Origin of the sequence: Bacillus sp. BB51/4 (assembly GCF_008368845.1) — a bacterium.
GTDB classification, from domain to species: Bacteria; Bacillota; Bacilli; order Bacillales; family Bacillaceae_G; genus Bacillus_A; species Bacillus_A wiedmannii.
In genome coordinates this window covers 300,304-317,545 of record NZ_QOSC01000006.1, presented here as the reverse complement: position 1 = coordinate 317,545, position 17,242 = coordinate 300,304, and the positions used below count along the sequence as shown (strand labels likewise).

At 35.0% G+C, this 17,242-nt stretch carries 18 protein-coding genes and 5 pseudogenes; 19 read left to right on the top strand and 4 right to left on the bottom strand.

Annotation, left to right across the window (positions count from 1 at the left end; translation table 11 throughout):
- The first annotated feature begins 19 nt into the window (after positions 1–19).
- From DN392_RS07715 to DN392_RS07705, 3 genes and pseudogenes are all read left to right on the top strand, one after another.
- Entirely contained in the window at positions 20–1,012 is a 993-nt protein-coding gene (locus DN392_RS07715) for an ABC transporter ATP-binding protein (protein ID WP_088321238.1), read from the top strand.
- On the top strand, positions 1,005–1,976 hold the full coding sequence (locus DN392_RS07710; protein WP_064449533.1) for an ABC transporter ATP-binding protein: 972 nt from the start codon (positions 1,005–1,007) through the stop codon (positions 1,974–1,976). The genes DN392_RS07715 and DN392_RS07710 overlap by 8 nt, the downstream gene beginning before the upstream one ends.
- Before the next feature lie 34 nt (positions 1,977–2,010).
- Positions 2,011–2,274: pseudogene (locus tag DN392_RS07705) on the top strand (BA_1872 family lipoprotein); the annotation flags it as partial.
- A 181-nt stretch (positions 2,275–2,455) separates the two neighbouring features.
- Here the strand turns inward: DN392_RS07705 and DN392_RS07700 are convergent.
- Complete coding sequence (locus DN392_RS07700; RefSeq protein ID WP_088321241.1) at positions 2,456–3,241, bottom strand: ABC transporter ATP-binding protein; 786 nt, start codon at positions 3,239–3,241, stop codon at positions 2,456–2,458.
- A 265-nt stretch (positions 3,242–3,506) separates the two neighbouring features.
- Here DN392_RS07700 and DN392_RS07695 point away from each other — a divergent pair, with 265 nt between their 5' ends.
- The 7 genes and pseudogenes from DN392_RS07695 to DN392_RS07665 all read left to right on the top strand — a co-directional run bounded on the left by DN392_RS07695 (position 3,507) and on the right by DN392_RS07665 (position 8,814).
- The gene (locus DN392_RS07695; RefSeq protein WP_000913409.1) at positions 3,507–4,136 is read left to right on the top strand and encodes a hypothetical protein; all 630 of its coding nucleotides are present in this window, start codon (positions 3,507–3,509) and stop codon (positions 4,134–4,136) included.
- A gap of 466 nt (positions 4,137–4,602) precedes the next feature.
- Positions 4,603–5,223: a DsbA family protein gene (locus tag DN392_RS07690; RefSeq protein ID WP_000448626.1), complete on the top strand. Its 621-nt coding sequence runs from the start codon at positions 4,603–4,605 to the stop codon at positions 5,221–5,223.
- A 174-nt stretch (positions 5,224–5,397) separates the two neighbouring features.
- Entirely contained in the window at positions 5,398–6,219 is an 822-nt protein-coding gene (locus DN392_RS07685; RefSeq protein ID WP_071743478.1) for an MBL fold metallo-hydrolase, read from the top strand.
- A gap of 4 nt (positions 6,220–6,223) precedes the next feature.
- On the top strand, positions 6,224–6,616 hold the full coding sequence (locus DN392_RS07680; RefSeq protein ID WP_003192952.1) for a nuclear transport factor 2 family protein: 393 nt from the start codon (positions 6,224–6,226) through the stop codon (positions 6,614–6,616).
- A 151-nt stretch (positions 6,617–6,767) separates the two neighbouring features.
- Complete coding sequence (locus tag DN392_RS07675; RefSeq protein WP_071743479.1) at positions 6,768–7,292, top strand: nuclear transport factor 2 family protein; 525 nt, start codon at positions 6,768–6,770, stop codon at positions 7,290–7,292.
- Between the two features lie 251 nt (positions 7,293–7,543).
- Positions 7,544–7,972 (top strand): annotated as a pseudogene (locus tag DN392_RS07670) (alpha/beta fold hydrolase); the annotation flags it as partial.
- Entirely contained in the window at positions 7,969–8,814 is an 846-nt protein-coding gene (locus tag DN392_RS07665; RefSeq protein WP_001285738.1) for a DUF2785 domain-containing protein, read from the top strand. The pseudogene DN392_RS07670 and the gene DN392_RS07665, both read left to right, overlap by 4 nt.
- A 158-nt stretch (positions 8,815–8,972) precedes the next feature.
- Here the strand turns inward: DN392_RS07665 and DN392_RS07660 are convergent, their stop codons facing one another.
- Positions 8,973–10,142 carry a serine hydrolase domain-containing protein gene (locus DN392_RS07660; RefSeq protein WP_088321243.1) on the bottom strand — a complete coding sequence of 390 codons (1,170 nt, stop codon included), beginning with the start codon at positions 10,140–10,142 and terminating at the stop codon, positions 8,973–8,975.
- A gap of 663 nt (positions 10,143–10,805) precedes the next feature.
- Here DN392_RS07660 and DN392_RS07655 point away from each other — a divergent pair.
- The 9 genes and pseudogenes from DN392_RS07655 to DN392_RS07615 form a co-directional block, all read left to right on the top strand.
- A pseudogene (locus tag DN392_RS07655) lies at positions 10,806–10,991 on the top strand (DUF4176 domain-containing protein); the annotation flags it as partial.
- Positions 10,992–11,067: 76 nt separating this feature from the next.
- Positions 11,068–11,259 (top strand): annotated as a pseudogene (locus DN392_RS31145) (hypothetical protein); the annotation flags it as partial.
- Positions 11,260–11,385: 126 nt separating this feature from the next.
- Complete coding sequence (locus DN392_RS07645) at positions 11,386–11,682, top strand: WXG100 family type VII secretion target (RefSeq protein WP_000918591.1); 297 nt, start codon at positions 11,386–11,388, stop codon at positions 11,680–11,682.
- A gap of 162 nt (positions 11,683–11,844) precedes the next feature.
- The gene (locus DN392_RS07640) at positions 11,845–12,120 is read left to right on the top strand and encodes a TIGR04197 family type VII secretion effector (protein WP_088321244.1); all 276 of its coding nucleotides are present in this window, start codon (positions 11,845–11,847) and stop codon (positions 12,118–12,120) included.
- A 40-nt stretch (positions 12,121–12,160) separates the two neighbouring features.
- Positions 12,161–12,523: a DUF3958 family protein gene (locus tag DN392_RS07635; RefSeq protein ID WP_048545593.1), complete on the top strand. Its 363-nt coding sequence runs from the start codon at positions 12,161–12,163 to the stop codon at positions 12,521–12,523.
- The gene (locus DN392_RS07630; protein ID WP_088321245.1) at positions 12,520–13,854 is read left to right on the top strand and encodes a T7SS effector LXG polymorphic toxin; all 1,335 of its coding nucleotides are present in this window, start codon (positions 12,520–12,522) and stop codon (positions 13,852–13,854) included. The genes DN392_RS07635 and DN392_RS07630 overlap by 4 nt, the downstream gene beginning before the upstream one ends.
- A 44-nt stretch (positions 13,855–13,898) precedes the next feature.
- A complete protein-coding gene (locus DN392_RS07625; RefSeq protein ID WP_016133759.1) occupies positions 13,899–14,093 on the top strand; it encodes a hypothetical protein in 195 nt (64 codons plus the stop codon).
- Positions 14,094–14,121: 28 nt separating this feature from the next.
- A complete protein-coding gene (locus DN392_RS07620; protein ID WP_016133760.1) occupies positions 14,122–14,406 on the top strand; it encodes a DUF4176 domain-containing protein in 285 nt (94 codons plus the stop codon).
- A gap of 21 nt (positions 14,407–14,427) precedes the next feature.
- Positions 14,428–14,709 (top strand): hypothetical protein, encoded by a 282-nt coding sequence (locus tag DN392_RS07615; protein WP_000242739.1) that lies wholly within the window; start codon positions 14,428–14,430, stop codon positions 14,707–14,709.
- 103 nt (positions 14,710–14,812) lie between these two features.
- Here the strand turns inward: DN392_RS07615 and DN392_RS07610 are convergent.
- A pseudogene (locus DN392_RS07610) lies at positions 14,813–15,385 on the bottom strand (tyrosine-type recombinase/integrase).
- Positions 15,386–15,744: 359 nt separating this feature from the next.
- A complete protein-coding gene (locus DN392_RS07605; RefSeq protein ID WP_088321246.1) occupies positions 15,745–17,067 on the bottom strand; it encodes an MFS transporter in 1,323 nt (440 codons plus the stop codon).
- Between the last annotated feature and the right edge of the window lie 175 nt (positions 17,068–17,242).

Genomic DNA, 17,242 nt, shown 5'->3' with positions numbered 1-17,242 from the left:
AGTGAAAGGAGTGAGAAGCGTGTCTGAAAAACTATTAGAAGTGAATAATTTAAAGACTTCTTTTTTCATAGAAAGCGGAGAAGTAGAAGCAGTTCGCGGCGTTACATTTCGTTTAAATAAAGGAGAAGTAGTTGGTATCGTTGGGGAGTCTGGAAGCGGAAAGAGTGTGATGGCGAAGTCTGTTATGTCTCTCGTTACATCACCAGGGAAAGTGAAGGAAGGGGAGATCCTTTTTCATAATGAAAATATCCTTTCTAAATCCGAGAAAGAATTACGCTCTATTAGAGGAAATCAAATTTCACTTATCTCCCAAGATCCAATGTCTGCGCTAAATCCGGTCGTGAAAATTGGAAAGCAAATGACGGAAGTAATTATACGGCATCAAAAAGTGAAAAAGAAAGAAGCAGAGAAAATCGCAGTCAACTTGTTAAAACAAGTCGGTCTTTCTTCACCAGAAGAAAGGGTAAAACAATATCCGCATGAACTAAGCGGCGGTATGAAGCAGCGAGTTATGATCGCAATGGCGATGTCTTGTAACCCAGACCTTCTCATTGCGGATGAACCGACGACAGCGCTTGATGTAACGATACAAGTACAAATACTAGATTTAATGAAAAACTTAAAGAACGAAACGAATATGGCGTTACTTCTTATTACGCATGACTTAGGAATTGTCGCGCAAAACTGTACGCGTGTCATCGTTATGTACGGCGGGCTTATTATGGAAGAAGGACCTGTACTTGATATTTTCCAATCGCCGAATCATCCATATACGAAAGGCCTATTAAACTCTCTGCCAAAAATAGCGAACGGCGTAAAAGAAAGACTCGCTCCTATTCAAGGTGTAACACCAAACTTATTAAACCCACCACAAGGTTGCCCATTCGCAGAGCGTTGCCCGCATGCGATGGACATTTGTGAAAAAGAACGTCCACCATATTTTGAAATCGGAAACGAAAGACGTTCCATGTGCTGGTTAAACGATAAGACAGTAGGTGAATCACATGCATGAAGACAACTTAATTGAAGTTCGGAACTTAAAAAAATACTTTCCTATTAAAAAGGGACTATTCGGCAGAAAAACGGAACAATTAAAAGCAGTCGATGACTTAAGCTTTACTATTAAAAAGGGTGAAACATTCGGGTTAGTAGGAGAATCGGGCTGCGGAAAATCAACGACAGGAAGAAGCATCATTCGTTTACACGATGTCACTTCAGGTAACGTTTTATTCGACGGAACAGACATCGCAAGTTTAAAGGAAAGTGAACTAAAAGAATATAGAAAACGAATGCAAATCATTTTCCAAGATCCATACGCATCATTAAACCCGGCAATGAATGTATTCCAAATTATTAGCGAACCAATGAACATTCACGGCTCTTACGAAAAAGAAGAACAAAAAGAAATCATATTAGATCTTCTAAAAAAGGTAGGTTTAAAAGAAGAACACTTATATCGCTATCCGCACGAATTTAGCGGAGGACAAAGACAGCGCATCAGCATCGCGCGCGCACTATCTGTAAAACCAGATTTCATCCTATGTGACGAACCAATCTCAGCACTAGATGTCTCCGTCCAAGCGCAAGTCGTAAACATGCTGCAAGACATCCAAGAAGAAACAGGAGTCACATACTTATTCATCGCACATGACTTATCCATGGTAAGACACATATCAGACCGAATCGGAGTCATGTACTTAGGAAACATAGTAGAAATTGCCGACAGTGAAGACCTATACACAAAACCGGCACATCCATACACACAAGCACTACTCTCATCTATGCCAGAACCAGATCCAACAAACACTGGCAAAGAACGGATCATCCTAGAGGGAGAAGTACCGAGCCCACTAAACTCACCGTCCGGCTGCAAATTCAGAACGCGCTGCAAATTCGCCACTGAAAAATGCGCGCAGGAAGTACCGAAGATGGTAGAGATTGCGAAAGGGCATGAGGTGGCTTGTCATTTGTTTTAGGGGGAGAGCACTAGGGGGGACCTGGTGCTTTTTTTCTTTGCAGGGGTATTACGATTTACAAACGCTTAAAGCTGAAAAAGGAAATGTGGAAATTCCTTATGAGGCAGCAGTTGAAGAAGGTACGATTTTATTGCAAGTCACAAAAGATGATAAGGTCATTTATGAAGAAGAAGTCACTTCTCAAAAAGAAGGTTTGCTTTCTTTTGAAGCGCCAAAATCCGGATCATATGATTTAATTGTACTTGTGAAGGGTGAAGAAGAGAAAGCGAAAGGAATTCAAATACATACGAAGCTATGAAAAAACGGCAAGCGGAGTATACTCGCTTGCCGTTTCCATTTCCAGTTGGTTCTGGCATAACAAATGCTCATCAATTTCAAGAAGTGAACGTAAAGTAATTCCGAAGTATACAATATTTTACTTTCAGCGATGTAATCCCTAATAAAAGATTCAATAAATTTCATAATATAAATATTTAATTCTAATCATTAAAAATCCTACTTTTTCTTACTTTAATTGTTTCTAAAATATAAAGAAGAATACCTAAACCAAATATTTTTTCAGCATTAGAAATATTATTACCTAATTTAATAATCGGTACATTTAAGCCAAATCTTTTACTCCATTCTAAAGGCATATATCCCCTCCTGCAGTTTATTAATATACGATCATCCATTGTATGAAAAGACGTTTCGAAAAAATCAAATTCCACTTCTATCTCAGAAATTTTTATCTCTTTTTCATTCATCAAAGAACCACGTACCATTCCAAATCCTTGTATCATATTTTCTTTAAACATACCTACACAATTATAATTCGAATCATAAATAGCCCAATCATAATTTTCAACTCCACTTTGAAAATATGCAAGAATTTCTCCATCACTTGCTTCCAATCCAAAAACTTCTTTATTTTTTAAAATAGGTAATGTTGAAGAAATCATCTTTGTTCCTGCTACATATCTTCCATCAGGAGTATATAAACCTAAATGTTTATTATTGCCGAGTAATTCTAACAAAACATAAGTATCAATATCCCAAAATGTTAAATCATTTTTAACTATATTTTTTTCTAGTAAATTTCCTTTTCTTAATTGCCAAAATCCAATACTAAAAAATACAAGAGAAGCTATAATAATTAAGATTACTGGTCCCCAATTAATATTACCCCAAGTATTATACATACCAATTAATCCATAAAGAAAAAGCCCAGTTCCAATTAAACACTTCAACTTCCCTCTTTTTTTATAATACTCAAATAATTCCACAAAAACACCTCTATCAGTTGGTCTTAATATTTCAATTACCCTTCAAATAGGGGTCACATTACCGAAAGTGAAAAATTGTATGCTAAGGGTGTAAAAACCTATTATAGCAGGTTTTATAGACGTTATATTTATCTTTATAATAAAAGAGGACGTGGAGTAACTTGATTATTCTTAATCATTCGACAAGATGCAACAATTTAAGATCATATTTTTTGCTATGATAAGTAAGAAATTTACATATCGTGTTATTGGGGGATAAAAAGAGATGTTGAAAAAATTTACTACATGTATTTTAGGTGGCGCTTTAGTATTCAATTTATCTGGTTGTGGCAATACATCCGACAAAACTTCTTCAGAATCTAAAGAAACTAATTCTAAACAAGAGGAAAAGAAAGTGCAAACAACTGATGAGGCGAAAACGAAAGAGAATACAAAGCAGAAAAATACAGAACAAACAAAAGAGAAATCAAAAGTAAAAGAAAAAGAGTATGCTGTAAACAAGGATTTTCATACGCCTAAATTTGATGTAACTGTAAAAAGAGTTGTAGAAAGAGATAAGGTTGGTAAAGAAAGTATAGGATTCCAAAAACCTGAAGATGGACATGTCTTTATTGTTGTAGAAGCAGAAGGGAAAAATATCACAAACGAACCGATGAAATTAGCCGTTTTACCATCAGTGGATTTAGTGGATGAAAATGATAATGCTTACCAAAGTGATGTGTTGGCAGCTAGTAGTTATGCGGTTGAAAAAGGCGAGACCTCTACTATTACTAAGGGATTAAAACCAGGGGAGGTAATGAGAGAAAGTAAAGTTTACGTGATTAATAAAGAAAAATTTGACAAAGGAAAATGGTATGTAGTTGTTAACAATGAGTATAAGGAGCAAATTAAATAGTGTTTATTTATGAAGAGGAGATGGCTCCTCTTTTTTTGTTACAAGTTAACACAAAATTTCGTTATAATGTAGAAATTTAATGTTTTCGAAAAAAAGAATTGACTTCTATATCTGTTGTAACTAAAATAGTTACATAAAGATGTAATCAATTTAGTTACAACTAATATCTGCTAAAAATATGATTTGTATATTTAATTAAGGATGGTGGTCCATACGTTGCCACCCGGTGTAGAAAGTTACTAACACATTTAAATCAATGCATATTCCAAGCTTTAGTATTTTCTGTTACGGGGCAATAAGGTGCAACGTTATCTTTTGTTAAAAACCTTGGTGGATCTTTCTTTGGAAATATTAGTTTTGGGGAAATATAGTAAGGTATCTAAAAAAGAACAAGGTATAAAAAGATTTACTTATATAAACCAAAAATTTAGTTGAGCTGGATAATAAAAAAAGGTAGGAGATTTAAATGGAGACGAAACAAGATAACCTTATTTACGTATGGGATGCATATTGTGGATGGTGCTATGGTTTTTCAGAAAGTATTAAAGGATTTTACAAAAACCACACTGAAGTGCCATTAACGGTTTTATGTGGAGGGTTATTTTTAGATAATTTACCAATGAAAAACTTCTCATATATAGAAGAAGGAAATAAAAGAATTAATCAACTTACAGGTGCTGAATTTGGTCCTTCATATCAAAAATTGGTGGAGGAAGGGACTTTTAAAATGAATTCGAAAGATGCTGCAATTGGCTTTTCAGCTTTACGCTCATTAGCGCCAGACCGTTTATTAGAATTCACTTCGGCTATGCAAAAAGCGTTTTATTATGAGGGCCAAAGTCTGAGTGATCCTGAAACATATCGCAAAATTGCAATCGAGCATGGTTTGAACCCTGAACAAGTATTAGAACGTTTAAACGCTCAAGAAACAATAATAGATGTCCAAAATGATTTCAATAAAGTTCGACAGCTTGGTGTTAATAGCTATCCTTCATTACTTTTACAAAAGGATAATCAAATTATTCCTATTGGTGGTGGCGTAATGACGCCGGATAAAATTGAAGCGCGTTTTAAAAATTTATATTAAGAAAATTTAGGATATAGTAGCAAACATGTTATCTTAGGGCACCTGACATTCATCTCCGGAATATTCGCCGGTACTATTACACTTTCAGATGAATGGGAGTGGGAGATTTTATCGGAACAAGATAAAAAATATGATAATTAGTTAATAACTTTAACAAAAGGAGAATAACATACTATGTTTAAAACAATCGATACAAATCAAAAAGATGTGAAATTAACGGTGTTTAGTTCGGACGAAAAAAGCTTTATGGTCACAGCAACATTAGTTGAGAAAGCAGGACATGCATTTTTAATAAACTCAAAATTTATTCAATCTGATTCGAAAGAAATTGTTGAGTATCTGAAAAAAAACAACTTATCTTTAGATAAAATCTTTATTATTCATGGGGATCCAGACTACTACTTTGGATTAGAGAGCATTAAAGCCGTTTACCCAGAAGCTATAGCGTATGCAACAGAGCCTACTGTTGAACATATCGTTCATTCTGTCTTAGGGAAATTAAAAGTTTGGAAAGACGCCCTTGGAGAAAATGCACCAAGTAACGTAGTATTACCTCAAGTGTTTAAAGAAAAAACAATTGATTTTCAGGGGTTAACATTTGAACTAGTAGGCTTAGATCATTACAGAACTAGCCTATTTAATAAAGAACTAAAATTATTAATTGGTGGTATTGATGTCTTTAACGAAATACATGTATTCTTAGCGGATACTAGCTCAAAAGCGGCTATGGAGGCATGGATTGAGAACTTGAAAGTATTACAAGCATTACATGCTGACATAATAGTGCCTAGCCATGGATCAATTGAAAAATCCTTAAATAATCAATCACTTACTGCGACAATGGATTATCTAAGAACTGCGGTTCAAGCTTCTGAGGAAAGTAAAACTTCAAAAGATTTTGTGGCAAAACTTGAAGCAGCATATCCAGGCTATGCAAATAAAGGTGTATTAGAATTAAGTGCAAAAGTTGTAACAAAAGAAATGCCTTGGGGTTAATGCCATGAATAAATATCAAAAACTATTACATGAAACGTATGTGTTAACTGGCGAAGGAAAATTGGATGCTTTCAAAACGTATTTAAGTGAAAATGTATCATGGACAGAAGCTGCTGGGTTTCCATATGCGGGGACTTATATAGGTCCAGATGAAGTAGTGAAAAACGTACATGAACGCCTTGGCACAGAATGGGATAACTATAGTGCAAAGGATGAAATTTATACATTTAATAATAATACTGTTATTGTTTATGGGAAATATAGTGGGACATATAAAGCAACAGGGAAATCATTTATAGCAGATTTTTGTCATCTTTATGAGTTTGATGAGAACGATAAGGTTAAGAAGTTTATTCAAATTGTGGACAGTGCAACTGTTAATGAGGTATTAAGTTAGAGTTAATCGTTTCTAATATGCGTTGTATAGGGTAATGTTAGGATAAATGAAATTCCTAACATTACCCCTGACATTACATTTCGGGGAAGGTTTCTCCTTCTTCAAGCTTTTTATAGAAGAGAACTTATTTAAGTAGAAGAGGTAGGTATATATGAAATTAGAGAAAAGTTTAATCATAACAATTATTTCTATATTTATTTTAGGAGTAGTTTCGACTTTGGTATATCAAGCTTCCACCGGTAATAACAAAGGTAAATCAATCAAGAGCGAGAATGTCGCTTCTGTATCAAAAGAAGTAAAAGAAAATGACAAGAATAAAAAGATGGTAGTTGATTTCTATAATGAAGTTTTTAACAAACATAATATCGATATTATCCCTAAATATGTTAGCGAAGATTATAAGCAACATAATCCTTTTGTTGCTGATGGACGAAAAGCCTTCATGGATTTCTTTAAGGAGGATTTTGTTAAAAATCCTAATTCCTCTGCAGAGATTAAACGTGTAGTAGCTGAAGGGGATACAGTTGCTCTTCATGTACACTCTCGTACTAATTCTCAAGATAAGGGAGTTGCTATAGTGGATATATTTCGTATCAAGGATGGAAAGATTGTCGAACACTGGGATGTAATTCAAGAGATTCCAAGTGAAACAGCTAATGATAATACGATGTTTTAGATAGAAGATATATCTAATAATTGTTTAATTGATAGTGCTGTATAGAATTTAGAAATTTATATAATAAGTTATCAAATTTGGAAATCATTTAAAAATAGCATATTAAATGATGGCACAAATTAATACGAAATAGCTCTTTAATAAAAAATCCTACTCATTAAAAAATGAGTAGGATTTTTTATTAAAGAATAGTGCTAATTTTGTGGTTCGGCACCATCTAAATTTGGAAACCATGAAAGTATAGGGACTCTGCCAGCCTTTATCCACTGAACATCTGTGGTATGGTTTTGGTTGACGCTGCACCGGAATATAAAGAACTTGCCTATGAAAAGGTTCTACCCGAAAATCTGCTTGCAAGAAATAGGGAATATTACGAGAATCCTATGTTGAATAGTGAGAAGATTGATAAAATACAAAGTTATAAGCAAATCGTTGATCATTCAAATCAAAGTAACCTCCCTCTTGCAATTATTACAAGAGGTTTACCTGACAATGTTGAAGAGGGATGGCCATCTCAAGAAATATTGAAAATTGAGCAAAAACTCCAAGCAGAATTCCAATGGCTATCAACGTCAAGCAAGTACCGGATTGCTAGTCGAAGTGGACATTATATTCATCATGATGAGCCCGAAGTTGTTATAGAGGAGATTATGTTAATGTTGAAGGAGATGGGGAAATGAGCGATACAAGGATTAAATTGATGCTGGATTTACAAAGAATTGAGAAGGATGAGTATCAGTTACACGAAGGTGAGCAGCATCAAGATTTCTTACCTTTGTTACTTCAATATATTGGAGATCCTCAGCCAGAATTACGGGATAACCTGATTTATTCGATGTTTTATATGTGGATTAAGGAAGAGAATAGATTCTGTGAAGAGGAGTTACGAAGCCTCTTAACTGTTCTGACTGATGAGAACCATTTGTTCTATGGTATTGGTAGCGAGGATGATCAGTCAGTTTTTACAAGGACGTTCTCTGCCTTACCTATCGCTTTGATTGTGCAACGCCACAGACAGAATCCATTTTTTAATCAAGCGGAAATTGAGCAATTAATGCATGTGATGCTCCGTTATTATAAAGAGGAGAAGGATCTGCGAGGTTACCTTTCAGTAGGAGGCTGGGCTCACAGCACGTCTCATGGTGCGGATGTTTTTGTTGAGCTGGTGCAGTGCGAGGAGAGCAGCGTCGCAATGCTGCGTGAGGTTCTTGTCGCTATTTCTGGCATGCTTCATAATGGTAGACACATTTTTAGCGATGAGGATGATGAGCGGTTGGTAAACATCGTGGATACGATGATTGACAAAGAGTTACTTCCACATCAAGAAATCGCTAATTGGATTAGCGGCTTAGCGCAATGCTGCAATTTGCCGAGAAGTCGCAGTCAGGTGATTGCTCGCGTGAACAGCAAGAATTTTTTACGCAGTCTCTATTTCAGAAGGGGACAAGATAGCCGAGGGAATGAGCTTAACACGGTCATACTTGGTACTGAGGCAATATTAAACAAGTTTTCTTTCAGTTAAAGGGTTAGAGGGGCCGTCCCCATCGCTATCAACTTAAGAAGAATAAACGCCACCAAAACAAAAAAAGCCCCAAATTTTTCTTAAAAATAAGTTGGGGCTTTTGAACCAGAAAAGTATGTTTTTAACTATGAAAACTACGATGAATTTTTCCTTTTTTCCTACTTGCTAAATTCAGCAAGTAAAATATTTTTAAAAGGATTAGGACTGTCAGTTCTACCCAAACTATTCCAATTGACGACCAACGTATGCTTGCCTCCAAGTTTACCTCCAACAAGAGTAGTAAACCCTAGAATGCCACCTGTGTGTCCCCATATCGAGACACCGCTTGGAAGCTTAGTTTCATAGATTCCAAGACCATATCCATCGATTCCTTCTTTTCCTGTAGGAACTGTAGTAAGCATTTGTTTTAGTTGCTGTTCTTTCAGTAATTTGCCACCGAGCAAGTAAGAGAAGAATTTGTTTAAGTCGTCAGCAGTAGAAATCATATCTCCAGCAGAGCTACCTGCACTTGGGTTATAATAAGTAACGTCTTTTAGCTCACTTGCTCCGTCTGGTTGGTCATATCCACGGGCATGGTTGGTGCCTGGAATAACGCTTGAATTGCCAGGTAGGAATGTATTCGACAATTCAAGTGGTTCAATAATACGATTTTCAATCTCTTCCGCATAGCTGTTTCTGGTTACTTTTTCAATAAGAATACCCAGTAATACGTATCCTGTGTTTGAATAAGACCAGCCCTTTCCTGGGTCAAAGTCTGGGGGCAAAGAAATCCCCATCTTCACTAACTCTTCATCCGTATACGATTTTTTTGTATCCGTAAAATCAGCGTCTTTTGACCTTGAGTATTCAGCGATACCACTTGTATGGTTCAATATCTGCCGGATAGTAATCTGGTTACCATCATATCCATTTCCTTGAATGACACCAGGCAACCATTTTTCGATGGAGTCGTTTAGATTCAGGCGGTTCTCTCCAGCTAATTGAAGTACAACTGTTGCGGTGAACGTCTTCGTCACACTGCCAATGCGAAAGCGAAAATCTGTTTTCATTGGTTTCTTGGTTCTCAGATCCGCTATCCCAGCGGCATAACCCCACGTTCTTCCACCCTCAGAAGTTTTAGCAAGTATTCCCGGGTATCCAAGTTGCAATGTATCCCGCATTGCTTGCTTGACGGAAGTACGATCTCGTTGAGTATTTGTTTGTAACGAACTAGATACATTTTGAGTGGGCTCTGCTTTTACAATTGAGGTTGGTGTTGTATATAACAGGGAACTTCCAGCTATTAAAAGGGCCAGACTTGCACAAGTAATTTGACTACGTATTTTCATAAGGCATTCCTCTCCTCTATTCATATTGTATAAGTGTTTGCTTACTGTTCCTTACTTCCTGACAAGACTTAGGGAAAGGCCCTCACGCATATAGATTAAAGCCCCAGTACAAAGGTATCTATCAATACCAACAATTTTAGCCATTTAAATCTCCATCCCTTCTATAACAAAATTAGTCAAAGGTATGAAAGCATATTATGTACCCGTAGTTATTGTTAGGATTAACACAACAGGAGACATAACCCCAACCCATATTTTACTTTATTTATCCATAATATGTATTGAGAAAGAATGTAAATTCGAATCCTTTCCGTACCCCAGCTATTGATCGTTTGTTTCACCTATTATAATTAGTTATTTAGAATTTCATAATAAAAAACTGTAAAAAAATAACGAGTCCCTTAACGAACAGGAAGTGGTCGAAAAATATGTCTATAGCACAATTTTCTTTTTTGATATGGTGACCCCATCGCCATATCAAAAAAAGAAAAGCATATACCCCAAAACGAAAAAATGAGCTTTTTTGTTACAAGTTAGTACAAAATTTCGTTCTGGGGTACTATAAAATTTTAGCTTGATGGGCATGTGGCAGCACCACATCGCCATCAAGTTAAAAATTTTTTTCACCCAAAACAAAAAACGAGCTGAATTCACATAAATAACTATGGAAGAAAACAAAAACTTAGGATTAAAGAACTTGTGATGTATGACTATATTGGCTGTTTTTATCCAGAAGGATACATTAATCCTGATTATACATTTGTATTTAATCATGAGGATATTGAAGGAATTATATTTGTAGGTTTTATAGATGAGGAAGAAGAGGCATTTGTAGGATTGCTTAATTGAATAGGATCTAGAAACAGGTAATCTTCAAATTTTGATAAAACTAGTAATCTCCACGCCGAAATTGGTTAAATTATAAGGGGGAGAAGGTGGTCACGAAAATGATGAAGAGATTACTATTTTCAAATCAGTTAGTTTGGCTGTAGTAGATATTATCGTTGCGAATTATTTGTATGAGAAAGTAGTGGAGCGCGGGATGGGATTGAGTTTTGAGGGACTGCCTTTTGGTGGTCTTTTTTGTATAAAATCTTGTAAAGTAAGAAAAAGTTGAATATTAATATTCTAATATTCAATAGAAAGATAAAATGTTTTAAAGTTCAAAATAATACATTATAATATATTTAGTAAAATTAACCAATTTATATTTTACTCATTATGTATTAAAGGGGAAATGAAAATGGCTGGACAAATTCGTATGTCACCAGAGGAGCTTAAATCGAAAGCAGCTCGATATGGACAAGGTGCAAATCAAATTGAGGACATTTTAAGTCAACTACAAAATTTACAAAATGAATTAAGAGGAGAATGGGAAGGTCGTGCTTTCGAAGGTTTTGATCAACAGTTCAATCAATTAAAGCCAAAAGTACAAAACTTCGCACAGCTATTACAAGAAATTAATATGCAGCTTAATAAAACTGCAGAAGCTGTTGCTTCTCATGATGAAGAATTATCACGTAATTTCGGTTTGAAATAAAAATTGTCATACTCTATATAACAAGCATTTCAAATGAGCCATACAGCTTATAGTGTATGGCTCATTTGATTGCATGCCTAGCGCGAGTGATATTGATAGGGATATATATTTATTGAGGTTTCTTTGATGCGTTTGGAAGACTTATAGAAAGGGTTTGAAAGAATGGGACAATTTCAAAGTAATTTACAAAAAGCAACGCAAATTGCTACGGAAATGGGATCAGCCTCTGATAGGATTCAAAGTGCAACCAGTCGTTCTATAACAAAGGCGACGCGTACAACGTTGTCTGTTAACTTCAAATCACAAGAAGCGAATCAGCAAGTTTTAGACTTGACGAAACAATTTTCCGCCGCCTTTCAACAAGCGGTTGATAATATTCATTTGGTATCTAATGAATTTGAGAGAATGGATAACGAACTTCACAATACTTTTCGCTAATGTGACAACCTACGTAAAGTAAAATAGTAGGAGGAATATGATGAGTCAAGATATTGAAAAACAAATTAATCAAGTAAATCAAAAGTTACGAAGTGTATTTGAAGAGCAGGACCGAAATCAATCTGCGATTCAAAAACAGGAAAAAGTAGAAGAAGATTTTCATGCATGGAAGAATCAAAACCATCGTTTGTTTGATCGTATTTTAGGAACTTGGCATAAAGATAGAGAAATGTCATTGTTTTTTATGGATATGCGTCAAGAAGCACAATACATAGAACGAAAACTTACATTTGAATTGGAAAGCCAAAAAGAAACATTGTTTAAAGAGAAACGAGATCTTAGTGACTTAGAAAATGATCTTTCATATCAGCAACAACAATTAGTAAAGGAGGCTAATTCATGAGTTTAAATATGTATTTGGGAGAAGTACAAAACCAAACTCAAAGTATGAATGCTGTATGTACGGCCACCATTCAAGGTATGGAACAAGCCATTCAGTCGATTGACGCTTTTGCAATTGATACTGTTCTACAAGGACAAACATATAGCAGTGCAAAAGCATTTTTTGTACAAACCTTTCGTCCTTTAGCACAAGGGATCATTTATTTATGTGAAGAATTAATTGTTCAGAATGATGCCTTTCCAAGTCAATTTGCATCAAAGGTAGCTTCAACTGATGTTATCGAACAAGAAATAAGAGAACAAATAAAGGAAATCAATCAATCGATTGCAAGTATAGAAATGATGAATGCTGTTACACCAATGCCTGGAATAGATGCACTTGTGGCTGTTTTAGTTGAGATGAGAAAAAAACTTGAAGAAAAACTAGAGCATCTATATGAATTTAATTATACTTCTAGTAGTAATTATGATACAGCACTTCAACTAGCATCTAGTATTGCAACAGGTCTTTCAGAAGTCCAAAGTGGAAAAGGTTTTAGTCCCGCAAGTGGCACATTTAGTACTCAAGGATTAAATATGGATTGGACGGGGGCTATTAACAAAATTACAGAGGATAAAAATCGTAAAGTTGATAATTTGATTCAAGAAAGGTCAAAAGATGGGATTTTGAGTGGAAATTCAGGGAAATCAGATGATAATTACATTTCTTCTAAAATAAATAGTATGTTTAATACTAAAGTTGATTCAAATAATCATTTCATTTTTAAGGAATCTGGTGCAGTGGTTGGGGATCAAGATAAAAAAAGTAATGTTTTTGCTAAAGTGTTGAAGTATGAAACTGACATACAACTACCCAAAAATGTAAATACTTTTTTTGGGGATTTAACATCCTTTGATAAAATTGGTGGAGAAGCAAAAGGTGCATTGATAGATGCTGGTTTTAAAGCAGGAGATTTTACAATTCATGAACAGTTGTTAAGGGCTGAAGTTAAAGCTCAATTTGGTGGAGGTATAGGTGGAGAAGCAAAGATTGCTGGTACTTTTAATGATATTGGTGTAGATCATGATTCCGGAAAATTACATGTTAAATTGGGAGATGCTGAGGCTAGTGTTTTCGCTAAAGATGGTTATTATGGTTTTGGTGCAAAGGCTGATTTAGCTAAGGTTGAGGGAGAAGTTAAACTAGAGTTGCCTTTTACTGATTGGAAATTAGTTGTTGGTGGGGATGTAGCTTATGGTAGTATAGGTGGAGAGGCCAAATTTGGATTGAAAAATGAATTCAGTGTTGGTCTTGGTATTGGTTTAGGAATAAAACTTGGAGTAGAAAAGTAGAGAAAAGGGTTAGGATGTTATATAATTTATAAGGGGGAAGTTTTTTGCTTTCATTGCAGGTGTTTAAAAAGCTTTTAATTATTTTCGGTCTTATTGCTGTTCCTTCTAGTTTATTAGCTCTTTGGTTTGGAGCAGATGCTACTTTTAAAGAGAAAATGATATTATCTCTAATTTTTGGAATAGTGATGCCATTAGCCTTTTTTATTTTTTATAAAATTACATCATTATTTTTAAAATAATGATTAGTTTATTTAGGAGGAGTTTTGTATGGGAAATATACACATACCAAAATTACCAATTGGAGGCGAATTATTACCAATTGGTTCTGTAGTTCTTATAGAAGAAATTAATCAACCTCTTATGATTTATGGAAGAAAGCAACAACAAGCTGATAATAAATTATGGGATTATGTTTCTTGTCCATATCCTCATGGTAATTTATCAAAAGAATATAATGTGTTTTTTAATCATAATCAAATAATTCATTTATTATTTAAGGGTTTCGAAACTGAGGATGAATTAGAATTAAGAAGTAAATTATCTGAGTTTTAGTGAAAATGGAGAAAATATAATATGGTTTTAGGAATTTCATATTCTGATATTTTTCGTATCATAATTATTGTTTTGGTTTTTTTCATTTTTTGGAGATTGAATACTTGGTATAATAAAAAATATAATGTTCCTAAGGTTTTTCAATGGTTTCCTAGAAGATGGGGAAAAAGAAAAGTTTCAGAGCATTTGTCTCAACTAGATAAAAAGTTAGAAGCTGAAGGTAAAGGTATCTGGGTTACAATCTATGCTATAGATTTGTACATTGTAACTATTCCTTGTACAGTAAAAAAATATAAATCTTAATACATATATGTGTATAAAAAAGACCTTTTATTTTAAAATAAAAGGTCTTTTTTATACAGTTTCATTATTTTTTATGATGATTGAAATAGTAATTTTAAGTAAATTAAATTTGAAATGCATCAAGAATATTATCTTTTTCCTCTTTATTAATTCCAATATATTTCAGGGTGATGTGTTGTGTGCTATGGTTAAGAATTTCTTGTAACATAGCCACATCTTTTGTTTGTTTATAGAACCAATAGCCGAAGGTTTTACGCATGGTATGAGTACCGATAGATTCTATACCAGCAAAGTCTCCAGCTTTTTGCAATTGTCGATAAGCCTGGATCTTACTAATGGGCTGATCTCCTTTTCGAGAAGGAAATAACCAGGTATTATCTAGAGTTTGAGCATACGAATAGACTTCATCAAAGATAGAAGTAAGATTAATCATGCGTTCTTTCTTTGTTTTTCCTTCTTTGATTTTAAATTCTTTTCTCTTTTTCCGTTTTAGTTTTACTATGGTTTGTGTTTCTAGTTGGAGTAGATCATTTACGCGTAATCCGGTATGAATGCCAATAAGAAAGAGAATATAGTCTCGTTCGGAACAATGATGTTTAAGAGCTCATTTCATATCTTCGAGCTGTTCTTTATTTCTAATGGGTTGGACATCAATAATATGTGATTTTTTATTCATAGATTTTCGACCTCTTTGTTTATAGGATTTTGAATGTATACTTTTGTTATATGAATTGAGGATATTAAGGGAATTGTTGAGAAGGCAATATTTAAGGGGAAATGAAAGTAAACTAATATTAAAAAGTTTGCTTTCAAATTAGAAATACACTTATTAGACACTCTAAGTAATAAATTTGTTCCACTTTAAGAGGAAGGAGAATTTTGGGCTTGTAAAATAACAATGGAACTACGTGTTTTTTCGTCATACAAAAAACCTCTACATATAAGTAGAGGTTTTTAAATTATATATGAATGAATTATGCTTTTTTAGATAAAGCAAATCGAGTTCAGGTAAACGAAGAACATAGAATACATAATTTAACTAGATTTATTATTAACTAAACTATCCCCACCACCAAGCTCCGCCTCAATCTGCGAAGTCTTCGATGACTCATCCATACGCCAATACGTAATAAAGCTTATCGCGATACATCCAGCTACGTAGAAATAGAATAGTGATTCCATTCCGATACTCTTTAGCCATAGTGCGATGAACTCTGCTGTTCCGCCAAATATCGCAACGGTTAGTGCATATGGTAAACCTACGCCAAGTGCGCGGATTTCAGTTGGGAAGAGTTCTGCTTTTACAATTGCGTTAATCGATGTGTAACCAGTAACGATAATAAGACCGACCATCATGAGTAAGAATGCTACGATTGGTTCTGTCGTTTTTTCCATGAAGAAGAAGATCGGCGCTGTTAGTAATGTTCCGAGAATACCGAATGCCATTAATAGTGGGCGGCGTCCGATTTTATCGGATAGTAACCCTGCAATTGGTTGAAGTACGACGAAAATAAGTAGTGCGACAAAGTTAATCCAGCTTACAACTTCTTTCGGAAGACCGACTGTGTTCACCATGAACTTTTGTAAATATGTTGTGTACGTATAGAATGCGACAGTGCCTCCTAATGTTAGACCGACTACTGTTAATACTGCTTTCGGGTGTTTCATAAGCGCGCGAACGGTTCCTGCGCTTTCGCGTTTTTGTGATTTTATGTTTGCAAACTGTTCTGATTCATCCATCGTGCGGCGAAGCCATAATACAGCTACTGCGCCCATCGCTCCAATAATGAATGGAATGCGCCAGCCCCAAGATTTCATATCTGGTTCGCTTAGTAATTGCTGAAGAACAATTTGAACGCCTAACGCAACCATTTGCCCGGCAACGAGCGTTACATATTGGAAGCTTGAATAAAAACCACGGCGACCACTACTAGCCATTTCAGATAAATACGTTGCGGAAGTGCCGTACTCTCCGCCAAGTGATAGTCCTTGAAGTAAACGGGCAAGAACTAAAATGATTGGCGCCATAATACCGATACTTTCGTAACTAGGTGTACAGGCGATAATTAAAGAACCACCGGCCATAACTGTAATGGAAAGCGTTAATGCTGCCCGGCGTCCATGCCGATCTGCATAGCGTCCCATTAATAAACTTCCGATAGGACGCATTAAAAATCCAACTGCGAAAATAGCCGCAGTGTTCAGTAACTGACTCGTTGGATCTCCTTTAGGAAAGAACTCTGCTGAGAAGTAAACAGCGAAAGCAGAGTAAACGTACCAGTCGTACCATTCAATTAAATTGCCGACAGAACCTTTGAAAATATTGCCGGCGACTCGGTTAGATTTTGCTTGAGCCATACTAATTCCTCCTCTTACTTATAAATAAAATGATAATCATGAAAGCGTGTTCAATGTAGTTGAATTGTACTGTCTATAGAATGAAATCTCAATATTATGACAATTTTATTCTTTTTGTACTTTATGTACATGGAGAGTTTTTATAGTTGCTTCATTATTAGTTTTGTCATAATAA